This window comes from Nissabacter archeti, from assembly GCF_018257325.1.
In the GTDB taxonomy this organism is placed as follows: Bacteria; Pseudomonadota; Gammaproteobacteria; order Enterobacterales; family Enterobacteriaceae; genus Chimaeribacter; species Chimaeribacter arupi.
The window spans coordinates 348,775-362,842 of record NZ_JAERKB010000001.1 but is presented as its reverse complement, the minus strand read 5'-3'; the positions used below and the strand labels follow the sequence as shown (position 1 = coordinate 362,842).

Sequence of the window (14,068 nt, the reverse complement as noted above, 5' to 3'; positions counted from 1 at the left end):
TTTTTTGAACTTACCGTGAGCTGTTTCACGCCCTCACATAAATAATCACGGTTTCTGCATGAGAATTTTTGCCTCCACTCCCGAGACAAGGTAGCATTCACCGCCGTTTTACCGGTTGTTATCAGAGAACAGGCGCTAATCCCCCAGCCCCCAGCAAACGGTTGCCTGGGCCGGGAGGGGCGCCGGCAGACAGGAAATTAGGATATCAATGAAATCACATAAGAAATCCGAGAGTACGCGCCATGCCGCGAAGCGCCGCTGGCTGGACTCTCACGAGGCCGGGTATCACAAAGGCATGGGGAACCGCCAGGTTCAGATGATCGCTATCGGCGGCTCCATCGGCACCGGGTTGTTCCTCGGGGCCGGGGCGCGGTTACAGATGGCCGGGCCGGCGCTGGCGCTGGTTTATGCGGTGTGCGGGCTGTTCTCCTTCTTCATCCTGCGGGCGCTGGGTGAGCTGGTGCTGCACCGCCCAACCAGCGGCAGTTTCGTCTCTTATGCCCGTGAGTTCCTGGGTGAGAAGGCCTCCTATGTCGCAGGCTGGATGTACTTCCTGAACTGGGCGATGACCGGCATCGTGGACATCACCGCCGTGGCGCTCTATATGCACTACTGGGGCGGGTTCGCGGACGTGCCGCAGTGGATGTTCGCGCTGGGCGCGCTGGCGATCGTGGTGACCATGAACATGATCGGCGTGAAATGGTTCGCGGAGATGGAGTTCTGGTTCGCCCTGATTAAAGTGGCGGCGATTGTGCTGTTCCTGGTGGTCGGCGTGGTGTTCCTCGGCAGCGGCAAACCGCTGGACGGCAACGTCACCGGCCTGCATCTGATCTCCGATAACGGCGGGCTGTTCCCGCACGGGCTGCTGCCGGCGCTGGTGCTGGTGCAGGGCGTGGTGTTCGCCTTTGCCGCGGTTGAGCTGGTGGGCACCGCCGCCGGTGAAACCAAAGACCCGGAAAGCGTGTTGCCGAAAGCGATCAACAGCGTGATCTGGCGTATTGCCCTGTTCTACGTCGGCTCCATTGTGCTGCTGGTCTGCCTGCTGCCGTGGAACGCTTACCAGGCGGGGCAGAGCCCGTTCGTGACCTTCTTCAGCAAGCTGGGCGTGCCGTATATCGGCAGCATTATGAACATCGTGGTGCTGACCGCGGCGCTCTCCAGCCTGAACTCCGGCCTCTACTCCACCGGGCGCATTCTGCGGTCGCTGTCGATGGGCGGCTCCGCACCGAAGCTGATGTCAAAAATGAGCAGCCAGCAGGTGCCGTATGCCGGGATCCTGGTCACCGCCGCCGTGTATGTGGTGGGCGTGGTGCTGAACTACTACGTGCCGTCGCAGGTGTTTGAGATTGTGCTGAACGTCGCGTCGCTGGGTATCCTCAGCTCCTGGGCGTTTATCGTGGTCTGCCAGATGAAGTTCCGCAAAGCGGTGAAAGAGGGCCATGCGAAAGAGGTCTCCTTCAAAATGCCGGGCGCGCCGTTTACCTCCTGGCTGACGCTGGCGTTCCTGCTGGGCGTACTGGTGCTGATGGCGTTTGACTACCCGAACGGCACCTACACCGTGGCGACCATTCCGGTGCTGGTGATTCTGCTGACGCTGGGCTGGTTCGGCCTGCGCAAACGCGCAGAAGAGGTGAAAGCGGAGCAACAGGCGCACGAAGCGAAGCACGTCACCGAGTAATTTCCCCCCTGATGCGGGCGGCCAACCGGCCGCCCTTTTTATTGGCGGCGAAGGCTGCCGCTGTCTCCCCGTTTCCCTGCTTAATAGCTGCCCGCCGTTTGCAGGCCCCCGAGGCCCCCGAGGCTGGCCGCCGCCCCGATCGCCATCTGCGCAGTACGCATAATCTGCGGCAAAAAGTGTGAAAGCGCCGCCGCCACAGCCGTGCCCTGTGCAATCATCGCTTCGGCCGAGGCCGCGACCGCCATTTCACTGAGCAGCGCCGCGGCGGAACCGGCAATCACCGGGGCGAGCCATACCGCCAGCGCCACCACCGCCACGGCGGCCACGCCCACCGCCAGGTAGCCGAGCAGCCGTTTCAGGTCATCCGGGTTTTGCTGCCAGTACTGGGTGTAACTGTTCAGCGGCAACAGCTCCAGCCGGGTGGCGAGGCGTTGCTGGTTGACCAGCCATTTGCGCATATTGACAAACACCTGCTCCGGCACCGCCACCTCGTTGATGCCGGCCTCGTGGTAGCTGTAGAGCAACAGCCCGCGCGCCGGGGCCTCCGGTGGCTCGTTGACGATGCCGGCAAACGGCATCGGCCGGTAGCGGTAGGTCGGGCCAAAGCAGATCCAGCGAAAGCGGGTGGAGGCGGTAGAGGTGCCCGCCTCAGGGAACAGCGGCACGATAATCAGCTGCGGCGGGATAATCCAGGGCGCGCCGCTGGCGTCAAACGTCTGCGGAAAGGTGCCGCGCTGGTTCAGACGCAGCAGCGCCTCTTCCAGCAGGGTTTTGACCGGCCCGCGCAGGATCGCCAGTTTCGGCACCAGGTCGCCTGCAATGGTCTCTCTGGCCTGATCGATGGTGCTGATTTCCAGCAGCTCACAAAACAGCGTCCGGCGCGGAATATCCAGCGCCAGCCCCAGCACATCGGGGCGGATATAGCGCCCCTCTTTCAGCCTGGTGGCCGGTTTGCCCTGCTTAATCATGTCGCGGTTTTCCACGTTGCGGGCATAGTAGTTGCGCATTTCTGCAACAATGTGTTTCAGCGCCAGGTCCAGCAGCGGGTTGCCGGTGCCGACCCAGCGGTATTCGGTTTCAAAAAAGACTTCACCCAGCGTATAGCGCTGGAAGAAATTCTCCCGGTACAGTGCCGCCGCGTAAGCCTGGGCAATCAGCGGGACCGAGGAGTTGCGCGGCACCGGCCGCTTAAACCCGCCGCATAAGGCATCAAAGGGCGCGCCGTCGCTGGAGACGCTGTCCGGGGCTTCGCTCATGGTCTGGGCCTCACAGCGTGACCGGGTAAGTGGGCAGTGTGGCGTCACTTTGCAGCCACACCAGCGTGGTCGGCAGGGTGAAATCCCAGCCGTTTTGCGCTTTCGGCTCGACCGGCACCGCGCCGTAGAGATCGTCCGTGCGTTTGCGGATCTCATAAGCAATCGAGGTGAACTGCGGGTCGTCGAGCGTCGGGGCTTCGCCGCCCAGCCAGAGTTTGCTGCTGACCGGCAGCGGCGGGGTGGTTTTTTGCAGGAAATAGAGCACAGCGGTGCTGTAGGCCAACGGCACCGGCACAATCACCCGCGCCGCACCCGCCTGGAGGAACTGGGCAAACAGCGGGTCCGGGTCGGTCAGATTACTGGTGCTGACCCAATTTTTCTTGCGCCCCCAGAAATAGGGGTAGAACAGGTAGGTCAGTTGCGGCCAGTCAAACGCCTGCTCGAAGAACTGGATATAACGCCCTTCGCTCAGCGCCTCCAGCGGCTTCAGCTCCGGCAGGTGTGCAGGTTGATCGGCCGGGCTGGTCATGGCGTTGAACTGGTTGAAATGCTGGCCGGTCATCATGGTGATGCAGAGCTTTTTCAGCTCGCGTTGCTCAATTTCGCGGTTGGCTGCCGGGTTGCGCCCCTCGATGATCACCGCCCCGGCCTGCGCCTCTGCCTGCGCGATTTTCTGGTCATAGGCGGTTTTCAGGGCCAGCCAGGCGCTGTAGATTTTCTCAAAGGCGGTGGCCTGCCACTTCTGGTATTTCTCTTTGGTGCGTACGCAGTTGGCGGCGAGGTTAACGGCATAGGCGTTGATGTCATACCCCACCAGGCTGACCGGCAGGTTGCCGGACGGTGCCAGCGGTTCGTCGGTGAGCTGGTTGAGGTCCAGCGGGGCGAAGCCGTAATTGCTGCTGCTGCCTTGCAGGGCATGGGTATTGTTCAGCACATGCCAGGCCCATTCCCCCACCTGTACCACGCATTGCGGGTGGTTTTCCCAGGTTAACGCCACTTTCAGGCTGAACATCGCCAGCCGGTAACCTTCGGGGATCACCACATCTTTAATTGATTTCGACACCGTGGCGCCATTGGCAATCCCGCTCTGGTCAAAGCTGGTGGAGGCTGTTGTCCAGTAGGGCGGCGGCGGCTCCACGGCGGCGTTATAGCGCCCGGCGAAAATCTGGTAGTTGTCCTCGGTGATGTCCTCAATGCCCAGCGGCTGGCCATTGAGGTCAAGGAACGGCACCGGCGGCACGGCACCGGTGGCCGTCACGGCCGCTTTGATCAGCGAGGCGCGGTAATAGGCGGCCGGTTCCGGCAGGATGAATTCCAGCATCAGGCGGCAGCCATAGTTGTAGATCTGCGCGTGGTATTTTTTGTCCACCCAGCGGTAAACGCCGGTGATATGGCCGCTGCCGTCTTTGTTGTCGATGCCGTGTTTGTTGGTTTCCTCGGTTTCGTGGAAGGTTTTGTCGGTGCGCTCGGTTTTGACTTTTTTCTGTACCTTGCTGACGGCGCGATCCACCAGCTCCTGGGCAAAGCTGCTGCTGTTTTTGCTGGATTCCTCTTTGGCAGTTTTATAGGCGAAATCACCCTGTGCCGTGATCTTGACCAGCCCATACTGGCCGCTGACCGTCACCCCGGCGCTGAGCGCCATCTCCTCTTTCACCGTGGCCTCCGTCTCTTTTTTCAGCTCGAACCGGTCGGTGGACTGGGTGTCACGCTCGGTTTCCTGGTTCTCCTCCAGCGAACTGAACAAAATCGTTTCGGTGCGATCCAGCGTGCGGTGGGTACGTTCGCGGAATTCCCCTTTCAGCACATTTTCAATGTGCGCCACCTCGCCCGGCAGGTAGGCCGCCAGTTGCTGTTTCACCACCAGCAAATCGCCGATGCCGAGCGGCCGGATGCGCCCGCCCATCTCCACATCGGCAGCCTGTTCCGCACCGGGCAGCACCACGATGCGCCGGGGCGCGGCAATCACTGGCTTCAGTGCCCGGAGGTTGTACTCCTGCGCCAGCGTGCGCAGGGCGGGGCTGTCAGGCTGCGCGGCGATGTCACGGGTCAGCGCCTGCAAATGCTGTTGCAGTGCCGCCGTGGCGCGCGGCAGCGGGGTATTGTCAGCCAGCGACAAGCGGTTCATCAGCGTGCGGGAGGCGGGGGCCAACACATCACCCAACGGCACCAGGCTGGTCAGCGTCAGGGTGCGGCCATCTGCACTGCGGGTTTCAGCCGGCCGCCGGGCGGGCGGGGCCTGCCGCGCCGCCGTGAGCAGGGTTTCGGTGGCGGCGTACTCCTCAAACAGCGGGCGCAACGCCTGCACTGCCGCATGGTGTTGATCCCGCTCTGCGGCGGCCTGTTCAGCCGCGGCCAGCGCCTGGTCTTTCCCCGGTGCGGCAACAAACTCCGCCAGCGCGGGCGGCACCAGCGGTTGCGCCTGCAACGCCGCCGACGCGGACTGCACATCGGTTAACAGCCCGTCCTGATAGCACTGCAAAAAGTGCAGCAGCCGCAGCGCGTCCATCGGTTGCTGCAAGCGTGGCCCGGCATCCGGCCCGCTCATCCAGGCGGCGTAGAGGGCATCAAACGCCAGTTCGCGCAGGGTTTGCGGCTTCTGCCCGTCCAGCAGCGCCTCTGCGCCGCCGGCTTCGGCAAAACCGGGCAGGGTATCGGTGGCGGGCAGCGCGGCATACTTGGCCAGCAGCCGGTCGCGGGCGGCTTCCAGCGGCGGCAACGGCCGGCGATCCTGTTGTGCTGACCACGCCAGCGCTTGTGCCGGGGTCGCCAGCTCGCGCGCCAGCACCTTCAGGTAACGTTGGCCTTCCGGCTCCGTGAGGCGCAGGTCAGCAATAAAGTGCAGCGCCCGGCGCGCCGGGGTGAGGAGTTCGGCCGGGCGGACGGCCACAAACCGGAAAATGTCAGTGATGATGGGATCGGCCATACCGATACCTCACGAAGGAGAGGGAAGGGATCCTGGGTGCGCGGCTCCTGAGGGCTAAGCGTAGCAGGCCGCCGCCCGGCCGGGTGGCGCAGGGGCACCATGCATTACTTCTGCTCATCCAGCGGCCGCAGGCGCAGGGTGCCGGGCGGGAAAAAGCCGTTGAAGCCGCACGCTTTCCATGCTGTTATCAGGCTTTCTCCCTTTTGACAGGAGCCGCACCGTGGATCAGATGCATGAAAATAATTGGTTACGCCGGGCAAAGAAATTGTATGCCATCGCCTCAACCGGGCTGCACTACTGCCGGGACGAGTTTGACCGCGAACGCTATGAGGAGATCGCGGCGATCGCCCGCGGTATGCTGGCAGACATCACCGATGTGCCGGTGGACCGCATTGAGGGCATTTACGCTGACAGCGGGCAGGGTTACGCCACGCCGAAAATTGATGTGCGCGCGGCGATCATCGAGCACGGCAAAATTGTGCTGGTGCGTGAGAAATCAGACGGCCTCTGGACGCTGCCGGGCGGCTTCGCGGAAATCGGCCTGTCGCCGCGCGAGAACGTGGTGAAAGAGGTGCTGGAGGAGGCGGGCGTCACGGTGGAAGTGCAGGCGCTCTACAGCATCCGCCACAAGGCGAAACACGCCTACACCCCGGATATCCTGGACTTTTACAAACTCTTTTTCCTCTGCCGCCGGGTCGATACCACGCCTTACCAGGCCGGGGCAGAGACGCTGGAGGTCGGGCTGTTCGCACCGGAAGAGTTGCCCGGCCTCTCCACCCTGCGGGTGATTGAGGCGGACATTCTCGACGCCTTCAGTTACGCCCTCAGCCCGGTGCCGACCATGGTGATCGACTGATCACGCCCCGCGGTAGATCGGCGCGCCTGCCGGGGCGCCGGTGAGGCCGCCATCCACCACAATCTCCTGGCCGGTGATGTAGGCGGCCTCGTCTGAGGCGAGGAACAGCACGGCATTCGCCAGCTCCACGGCATCCCCCATCCGCGCCAGCGGCACGCTGCGGGCGATCGACGCCTCCAGTTGCGCCATGCCGGCGGCGTCTGCCGGGTCAACCGACCAGATCGGCGTGCGCGTGGCACCCGGCGTCACCTGATTGACGCGGAATTGGCGCGGGGCCAGCTCTGCCGCCAGCACCCTGGTCATCGACCGCACCGCGGCTTTTGATGCGGCATAGGCCGAAAAGCCGGGCATCCCCAGCGATGCATGCACCGACCCATTCAGAATAATCGACGCCCCCCGGTTCAGGTACGGCAGCGCGGCCTGCACGGTGAGAAACACCCCGGTGACGTTGATCGCCAGGATCTGCGCGAACGCCGCCGCAGGGGTATCGTCGACCGGTGTCGCGCCGCCCACCCCGGCATTGGCGAATACGCTGTCCAGCGCGCCGAACTGCTGCGTGGCGGTGGCGAGGGCCGCTGCCAGGGCGGCCGGGTCCTGCGTATCGGCGGTAAGCGCCAGCGCGTTCGGCCCCAGTTCCGCCGCCGCCTGTGCCAGCGTCTGTGGGTTACGCCCGGTAATGGCGACGCGGGCACCCTGTTCAATAAACAGTCTGGCCGTCGCCAGCCCGATGCCGCTGTTCCCGCCGGTGATAAACGCCGTTTTGCCTTGTAATCTCATGCTGCACCTCTAAATGGTTTAATAATGAAACCAGATGATTTTTAGCAGCAGTGGTTTTATCATGCAACCAGAAACTGACATGGGCGCGGTGAAAAAATACCGCGCTGAAATAACCTGTTGAAAAGAAAGAGCCTGATGAAAAGAAAAAGTTTACATGACAGCCTCTGCCCGGTGGCGCGATCGCTGGATGTCATCGGTGACTGGTGGACGCTGCTGATCGTGCGGGATGCCCTGCACGGCATGACCCGGTTCAGTGAGTTCCAGCGCCATCTGGGCGCGGCGAAAAATATCCTGTCGGTGCGGCTTAAGGCGCTGGTGGCGGAGGGCATTCTGGCCGTCAGCCCGGCGGCGGATGGCTCTGCGTATCAGGAGTACCGGCTGACGGAAAAAGGACGGGCGTTGCAACCGGTGCTGGTGGCGCTGGGGCAGTGGGGCGGCGAGTACCTGTTCAGCGGCGGTGACCGGCCTGCCCAACTGGTGGACAGCCTGCACGGCCGGCCGTTACGCAAGCTGGAGATGCGGGCGCAGGATGGCCGGGTGCTGGCCCCGGACGAGGTCAGCCTGGTGCCGGGCGGGGTGGATACGGCGGCAGACGCCGCCGCACAGGGTCAGTAACTCAGGCTGAGGATGCGGCGCGCCTTGATCTCGTCGATGTCATGGTGCTCGCCCTGCGGCAACAGGTTGAAGCGTTGCAGGTTCGCCAGCACCTCGTCGATGCATTTTTCCGGCAGGCCGTAGGCGCTGAGCCGGGTTTTGACGCCCATGTCGTCGAAGAAATCACGGGTTTTCTGGATGGCGCGGGTGATGCGCGCCGCCTCATCGCCGTCCGTGATGCCCCAGACGCGTTCGGCATACTGCAACAGTTTCAGCCGCTTGGTGTCGCGCTGCACGCTCAGCAAAGAGGGCAGCAGCACCGCCAGCGTCTGGGCGTGGTCCAGCGCGTAGAGCGCGGTAAGCTGGTGGCCGATGCGGTGGGTGGCCCAGTCCTGCGGCACCCCGGTCCCGATCAGGCCGTTCAGCGCCAGCGTGGCGGCCCAGGTCACAGTGGCACGCACGTCATAATTTTCCGGGTCGGTCAGCGCTTTCGGCCCCTCCTCAATCAGCGTCAACAGCAGCCCTTCGGCGAAGCGGTCCTGCACTTTGGCGTACACCGGGTAGGTGAGGTACTGCTCAATCACGTGGACGAAGGCGTCCACCACCCCGTTTGCCACCTGCCGCGGCGGCAGGGTGTAGGATTTGCGCGGGTCGAGGATGGCGAAACGCGGGTAGAGCGCCGGGTGGCTGTAGCCCACTTTGGCACCCAGTTCCGTGTGGGTCACCACCGCCGTGGGGTTCATCTCCGAGCCGGTGGCCGGCAGCGTCATGATGCAACCAAGCGGCAGCACCTGTTGCGGCGGCAGCCGTTGTGACCACATCGCCCAGATATCCCCTTCATAATGCGTCGCCGCCGCGATGAATTTGGTGCCGTCCACCACTGAGCCGCCGCCCACTGCCAGCAGGAAGGTGATGCCCTTTTCACGCACCAGCGCCACAGCGCGCATCAGCGTGTCAACATGCGGGTTGGCTTCGATGCCGCCGAACTCGTGCACCTCACGGTCACCCAGTGCGGCGCGGGTTTCCGCCAGCGTGCCGTACTTCTCCGCACTGCCGCCGCCGTAGGTGATCAATACCCGCGCATCGGCCGGGATATGCAGCGCAACATCAGCGATCCGCTGGGTGCCGAACAGCACGCGGGTTGGGTTGTAATAATCAAAGTTAAACATGGTGTTTTCCTTTTTTAAACGATCGTAACAACAGGGAAGGGGCACACGTCTGCTTCTCAGGGTAGCGAATTTTTCCGGCGGGGAAAGGGGGGAATGTGCGCACCGGGCGGAACGCCCGGCGCCGGGGTAAGTCAGATGCCCCTGAAAAAGCGGCTTCTTCCCGATAAAACGATCTATTCCAGATAGAAAACCTCGCGCAGCGGATCACTGACCGGGCTGCTGTCCGGGTTGCTCGGCATGATGTCCGCCATATGTTGCCACCATTGCTGACAAATCGCCGTCTGGGCCACCGCCTCCCAGCGCGCCTCTGACTCAATCTCCACCACGCCGAACAGCAGGTTGCGCTTCTCATCAAGGAAAATGCTGTAGTGGTGCGCGCCGTGCTGCTTGAGCACTTCGGCCAGCTCCGGCCAGATCGGGTTATGGCGGCGCTCATACTCTGCGTGGGCGGTAGGGTTAACCTGCATAACAAAACTTTTTCGGATCATAAAACGCCTCGCGGTCACAGGGCGCGGCGGACGCGCCCATTGAGAAAAAGGGGAGGGCTGAACAGCTTACAGCGCCTGAAGGTAAAGCCCGCGCACCTGCTCACGGCTGGCGGCCAGCGGGTTGCAGGGTGCGCACGGGTCGGCCAGCGCATTGTCCAGCCAGCCGTCGATGTCCTGCTCGCCGATGCCCAGGGCGCGGAAACCGGCAGGAATACCGACGCGCACAGAGAGGGCGCGCAGGGCGTCAATCGCCGCGTGGCTCGCCTGCTCGTCGCTCATGCCGCGGGTCTCCACGCCCATCGCCTGGGCGATGCGGGCAAAACGTGCCACGGCGGCTGGGCGGTTAAAGGCTTCCACCACTGGCAGCAGGATGGCGTTACAGACGCCGTGCGGCAGGTTGTGGGTCGCGCCCGGCTGGTGTGCCAGCGCATGCACCAGCCCCAGCCCGGCACTGTTGAACGCCATGCCGGCCAGGTATTGCCCGCAGGCCATCATTTCACGCGCTTCCAGGTTGCGGCCGTTCTCCACCGCCTGCGGCAACCAGTGGCTGATGATGCGGATCGCTTCCAGCGCCGAGTGGTCAGTCAACGTATGCGCGCCGAGCGACACATAGGCCTCAATGGCGTGGGTCAGGGCGTCCATGCCGGTGGCGGCGGTGACGGCGGGCGGGATCGCCAGCATCACCGATGGGTCATCCACCGCGATGTCCGGGATCAGGTGGGTGTCGATAATCACCTCTTTCACCTGCTTGTGGCTGTCGGTGATCACTGCGTTGCTGGTCAGCTCTGCGGCTGTCCCGGCGGTGGTGTTGATCGCCACCAGAAACACGCCGGGGTGGGTGACGTTGCCGACGCCGGAATAGGCGGTGGCCGGGCCGGGGTTGCTGGTCAGGATGCTGATCGCTTTGGCGGTGTCGATCGGGCTGCCGCCGCCGAAGGCGATGAGGTAATCGCACTGCTGTTGCCGGAAACAGGCGTACCCGGCATCGGCCAGCCCGGAGGTGGGGTTGGGGGTGACGTCGCGGAACAGGGCATAAGGCAGGGCGGCGGCTTCCAGGGCGGCAAACAGGCCGTTCAGCAGGCCGAGCTCCACCAGCTGGCCGTCAGTGACAATCAACGCCTTTCCCGGCGCACGCTGGGCCAGCAGCCCCACCAGATCCTGAATCGCCCCTTCGCCGTGCAAACTGATTTTTGGTAACGCAAGCATAAAACTCATGGCAAAACCCTCTTAAAGATAAACATAAGAATCATTTTGCACTGAGATCTGCCCAAAGCCGGGCGAACCCGGCTCGGTATGGTGAGCAACGCCTGACTACCCCTGAACGCGCTGCGCCAGCACGGATTTCTCGTAGCCGCGCACCGCCTCCAGCCACTGGCTGCCGACCGGCGCACCGTGGCGCTGGCAGTAGACATCCCAGACGGCTTGCCACGGCAGGGATTTCTGCTCTTCCAGCAGCGCCAGACGGCCGGTGTAATCACCGTCCTGCTCCAGTTTTTTCAGCTGGTCGGTGGGTTCCAGCAGGGCGCGCAGCAGTGCTTTTTTCATGTTGCGGGTGCCGATCACCCAGGCGGCGATGCGGTTAATCGAGGCGTCAAAGAAGTCCAGCCCGATGTGCACGCGGTCAAACAGGTTATGGCGCACAATCTCACCGGCGATCGCCTGGGTTTCGTCGTCCAGCAGCACCACGTGGTCGCTGTCCCAGCGCACCGGGCGGCTGACGTGCAGCAGCAGGCGCGGCACAAACAGCATCGCGCTGGAGATTTTGTCAGAGATCACCTCCGTCGGGTGGAAGTGGCCTGCATCCAGGCAGAGCGCGGTCTGGCGGCTGGCGGCATACCCCAGGCAAAACTCGTTGGAGCCGACGGTAAAGCTCTCCGCGCCGATGCCGAACAGCTTGCTTTCCACCGCGTCGATGTGGTGGTTCTGGTCAAATTTTTCGCTGATCACCTCATCGAGCGCCGAGAGCAGGCGCTGGCGGAAGGCCAGCCTGTCCACGGTGAGATCTTTCATGCCGTCCGGCACCCAGATGTTCATCACCGACGGCGTGCCCAGCTCGCGGCCAAAGTAGGCGGAGACACGGCGGCTGGCCTGGCAGTGCTCAATCCAGAACTGGCGGACTTCCGGGTTGGCGCTGGAGAGCGTGAAGCCGTCCGCGCTCAGCGGGTGGGAGAAGCAGGAGGGGTTGAAGTCCAGCCCCAGGTGGTGATCCCGCGCCCAGGCGACCCAGTTGGCAAAGTGCTCCGGCTTGATCTCATTGCGCGCCACCGGCGTGTCGGATTCCAGGTAAATGGCGTGCAGGTTGAGGCGTTTCGGGCCGGGGATCAGCGCGAATGCCTGCTCCAGATCGGCCCGCAGCTCGGCGGCGTTGCGCGCTTTGCCGGGGTAGTTGCCGGTGGCCTGAATGCCGCCGGTCAGCCCGCCGGTGGGGTTTTCAAAGCCGGCGACATCATCGCCCTGCCAGCAGTGCATGGAAACCGGCAGGGTGTCCAGCGTTGCGAGGGCGGCCTCGGCGTCAATATTAAGGTCGGCGAAGCGCTGTTTTGCCAGTTCCCAGGCCTGGTCGATGGATGCGGTCATACTGAATACTCCTCATGAGCGTGACTGAGCGCCTCAAAGCGGCGGCAGTGGGTATCAAAATCGGGATGGGGTTGCGGCGTGAAGCGGCGCAGTGACACGGAGTCCGCCAGCAGGCAGCGGTAAGCGGCGACGTTTTCGACGTCACCCAGCGCAATCAGCTGGCAGCCGATATTGCCGAGGGTGGACGCCTCGACCGGCCCGGCCGTCACCGGGATGCGGCAGGTGTCAGCACATAACTGGTTCAGGAAATCGTTCTGGCTGCCGCCGCCGACAATATGCAGCGCCGTCAGCGGCGCGCCCTGCAACGCCGCCAGCTCCAGCGCCACCTGGCGGTAGGTCATCGCCAGGCTGTCGAAGATGCAGCGCGCCAGCGCGGCGGGGGTCTGCGGTTCCGGCTGCTGGTGGTCACGGCAGGCGTGCCTGATTTCATCGGCCATCGACACCGGGTTGATAAAGCGGGCGTCGTTGGGGTTGATCAGGCTGGCGAACGGTGTTTCCTGGGCGGCCTGCGCCACCAGCGCCGGGATGTCTGCTATCGCCAGCTCCTTGCAGATGCGTTGCAGCAGCCACATGCCCATGATGTTTTTCAGCACCCGGTAGCGCCCCTCAACGCCGCCCTCGTTGGTCATATTGGCTTTTTGCGCAGCGGCATGGGTGTAAGGGCGATCGCTGTCGATGCCGATCAGCGACCAGGTGCCGGAGCTGAGGTAGGCACTGCCGGCGTCGGCCAGCGGCGCGGCCACCACGGCGCTGGCGGTGTCATGGGTGGCGACAGACACCACCGGCACCTGCTGCCCGGACGGGGCCGTCCAGCGGCCCAGCGCGCGGCCCGGCTGGCTGGGGGTACCAAACCAGCGCGCCGGTACCCCGGCCCAGGCCAGCAGGTCGGCGTCCCACTCCCCGTTGTGCACATTCAGCAGTTGGGTGGTGCTGGCGTTGGTGTACTCCCAGTTGGGCCGGCCGGTCAGGCGGTAGTGGAAATAGTCAGGGATCAGCAGCAGGTGGTCCGCCTGTGCCACCCAGTCCGGCTGTTGTTGGCTCAGCGCCTTGAGCTGGAACAGGGTATTGAACGGCAAAAACTGGATGCCGGTGCGCTCATAAAGCCAGGCTGCCCCCAGGTCACGCACCGCCCCGGCCATGATGCCGTCCGTGCGGTGGTCACGGTACGACACCGGCAGGCCCACGCGCGCCCCCTGGGCCGTCAGCAGCACAAAGTCCACGCCCCAGGTATCAATGCCGATGCTGTCGAGCACGATGCCGTCGGCGTCGATCTGCCGCAGGCCGTGCAGCATCTGGCTTTCAAGGTAGTCCACGTCCCAGACGTCATGATCCTCACACCGCACCAGCTGGTTGGTGAAGCGGTGGATCTCGGTAAGCGTGATGCGGCGTGTGGTGGTATCAAAACGGGCGAGCATTACCCGCCCGCTGGAGGCGCCCAAATCCACTGTGGCGATATTGCGTACGGTCATCGTGGTTATCCCTTAACAGACTATGCAGCGAGTGTAGGGAAAGGGTAAACAGGCCACCTTCCGGTGATTGCCATCGCTGAAAACCGGTTGGCAAAATGGCAAAGATCCCCGTGAATCAGATCACAGTTCCCGCCACTGCCGCGTCCGGCGCAGAGTTGTTAATGAGATGTGATCTGCTACACAGTTCCCACCTTAAGCCGCACAATCTTGAAAAAATGACCGTTTTCCGGGCGATGGCTGCCGTGGTTTCAAGGCAGCCCGGCGCACGCGCGCCTTACACT

General features: G+C 63.5%; 11 protein-coding genes. 3 read left to right on the top strand and 8 right to left on the bottom strand.

Going from position 1 to position 14,068, the window contains the following annotated elements; all coding sequences use genetic code 11:
- Positions 1-208: 208 nt before the first annotated feature.
- Positions 209-1,678 carry an L-asparagine permease gene (gene ansP / locus JK232_RS01540; RefSeq protein ID WP_072928400.1) on the top strand — a complete coding sequence of 490 codons (1,470 nt, stop codon included), beginning with the start codon at positions 209-211 and terminating at the stop codon, positions 1,676-1,678.
- A gap of 80 nt (positions 1,679-1,758) precedes the next feature.
- On the opposite strand, the gene JK232_RS01535 is transcribed toward ansP, so the two are convergent.
- Positions 1,759-2,934 carry a hypothetical protein gene (locus JK232_RS01535; protein WP_212588679.1) on the bottom strand — a complete coding sequence of 392 codons (1,176 nt, stop codon included), beginning with the start codon at positions 2,932-2,934 and terminating at the stop codon, positions 1,759-1,761.
- Positions 2,935-2,944: 10 nt separating this feature from the next.
- On the bottom strand, positions 2,945-5,857 hold the full coding sequence (locus JK232_RS01530) for a hypothetical protein (RefSeq protein WP_212588678.1): 2,913 nt from the start codon (positions 5,855-5,857) through the stop codon (positions 2,945-2,947).
- A gap of 229 nt (positions 5,858-6,086) precedes the next feature.
- Between JK232_RS01530 and JK232_RS01525 the strand changes: the two genes are divergently transcribed.
- Entirely contained in the window at positions 6,087-6,713 is a 627-nt protein-coding gene (locus JK232_RS01525; protein WP_072928588.1) for an NUDIX hydrolase, read from the top strand.
- On the opposite strand, the gene JK232_RS01520 is transcribed toward JK232_RS01525, so the two are convergent.
- Positions 6,714-7,490 (bottom strand): glucose 1-dehydrogenase, encoded by a 777-nt coding sequence (locus JK232_RS01520; RefSeq protein WP_212588677.1) that lies wholly within the window; start codon positions 7,488-7,490, stop codon positions 6,714-6,716. It lies immediately after the preceding gene.
- A gap of 135 nt (positions 7,491-7,625) precedes the next feature.
- Here JK232_RS01520 and JK232_RS01515 point away from each other — a divergent pair, with 135 nt between their 5' ends.
- Entirely contained in the window at positions 7,626-8,105 is a 480-nt protein-coding gene (locus JK232_RS01515; protein WP_072928404.1) for a winged helix-turn-helix transcriptional regulator, read from the top strand.
- Here JK232_RS01515 and JK232_RS01510 read toward each other — a convergent pair.
- The 5 genes from JK232_RS01510 to rhaB form a co-directional block, all read right to left on the bottom strand.
- Positions 8,099-9,253, bottom strand: coding sequence for an iron-containing alcohol dehydrogenase (locus JK232_RS01510; RefSeq protein WP_212588676.1), 1,155 nt, complete (start codon positions 9,251-9,253; stop codon positions 8,099-8,101). The genes JK232_RS01515 and JK232_RS01510 overlap by 7 nt on opposite strands.
- Positions 9,254-9,426: 173 nt before the next feature.
- Positions 9,427-9,741, bottom strand: coding sequence for an L-rhamnose mutarotase (gene rhaM / locus JK232_RS01505; RefSeq protein ID WP_101828572.1), 315 nt, complete (start codon positions 9,739-9,741; stop codon positions 9,427-9,429).
- Between the two features lie 66 nt (positions 9,742-9,807).
- Positions 9,808-10,956, bottom strand: a complete 1,149-nt coding sequence (gene fucO / locus JK232_RS01500; protein ID WP_212588675.1) for a lactaldehyde reductase — start codon at positions 10,954-10,956, stop codon at positions 9,808-9,810.
- A gap of 96 nt (positions 10,957-11,052) precedes the next feature.
- Positions 11,053-12,318 (bottom strand): L-rhamnose isomerase, encoded by a 1,266-nt coding sequence (locus JK232_RS01495; protein ID WP_212588674.1) that lies wholly within the window; start codon positions 12,316-12,318, stop codon positions 11,053-11,055.
- Positions 12,315-13,787, bottom strand: a complete 1,473-nt coding sequence (gene rhaB / locus JK232_RS01490; protein ID WP_212588673.1) for a rhamnulokinase — start codon at positions 13,785-13,787, stop codon at positions 12,315-12,317. The genes JK232_RS01495 and rhaB overlap by 4 nt, the downstream gene beginning before the upstream one ends.
- Between the last annotated feature and the right edge of the window lie 281 nt (positions 13,788-14,068).

Excerpts from the sequence above, each read along its gene's own strand:
- JK232_RS01535 (WP_212588679.1), bottom strand. The coding sequence starts at position 2,934 with ATGAGCGAAGCCCCGGACAGCGTCTCCAGCGACGGCGCGCCCTTTGAT.
- fucO (WP_212588675.1), bottom strand. The coding sequence starts at position 10,956 with ATGAGTTTTATGCTTGCGTTACCAAAAATCAGTTTGCACGGCGAAGGG.
- JK232_RS01525 (WP_072928588.1), top strand. The coding sequence starts at position 6,087 with ATGCATGAAAATAATTGGTTACGCCGGGCAAAGAAATTGTATGCCATC.
- rhaB (WP_212588673.1), bottom strand. The coding sequence starts at position 13,787 with ATGACCGTACGCAATATCGCCACAGTGGATTTGGGCGCCTCCAGCGGG.
- ansP (WP_072928400.1), top strand. The coding sequence starts at position 209 with ATGAAATCACATAAGAAATCCGAGAGTACGCGCCATGCCGCGAAGCGC.
- JK232_RS01520 (WP_212588677.1), bottom strand. The coding sequence starts at position 7,490 with ATGAGATTACAAGGCAAAACGGCGTTTATCACCGGCGGGAACAGCGGC.
- JK232_RS01515 (WP_072928404.1), top strand. The coding sequence starts at position 7,626 with ATGAAAAGAAAAAGTTTACATGACAGCCTCTGCCCGGTGGCGCGATCG.
- JK232_RS01495 (WP_212588674.1), bottom strand. The coding sequence starts at position 12,318 with ATGACCGCATCCATCGACCAGGCCTGGGAACTGGCAAAACAGCGCTTC.
- rhaM (WP_101828572.1), bottom strand. The coding sequence starts at position 9,741 with ATGATCCGAAAAAGTTTTGTTATGCAGGTTAACCCTACCGCCCACGCA.
- JK232_RS01530 (WP_212588678.1), bottom strand. The coding sequence starts at position 5,857 with ATGGCCGATCCCATCATCACTGACATTTTCCGGTTTGTGGCCGTCCGC.
- JK232_RS01510 (WP_212588676.1), bottom strand. The coding sequence starts at position 9,253 with ATGTTTAACTTTGATTATTACAACCCAACCCGCGTGCTGTTCGGCACC.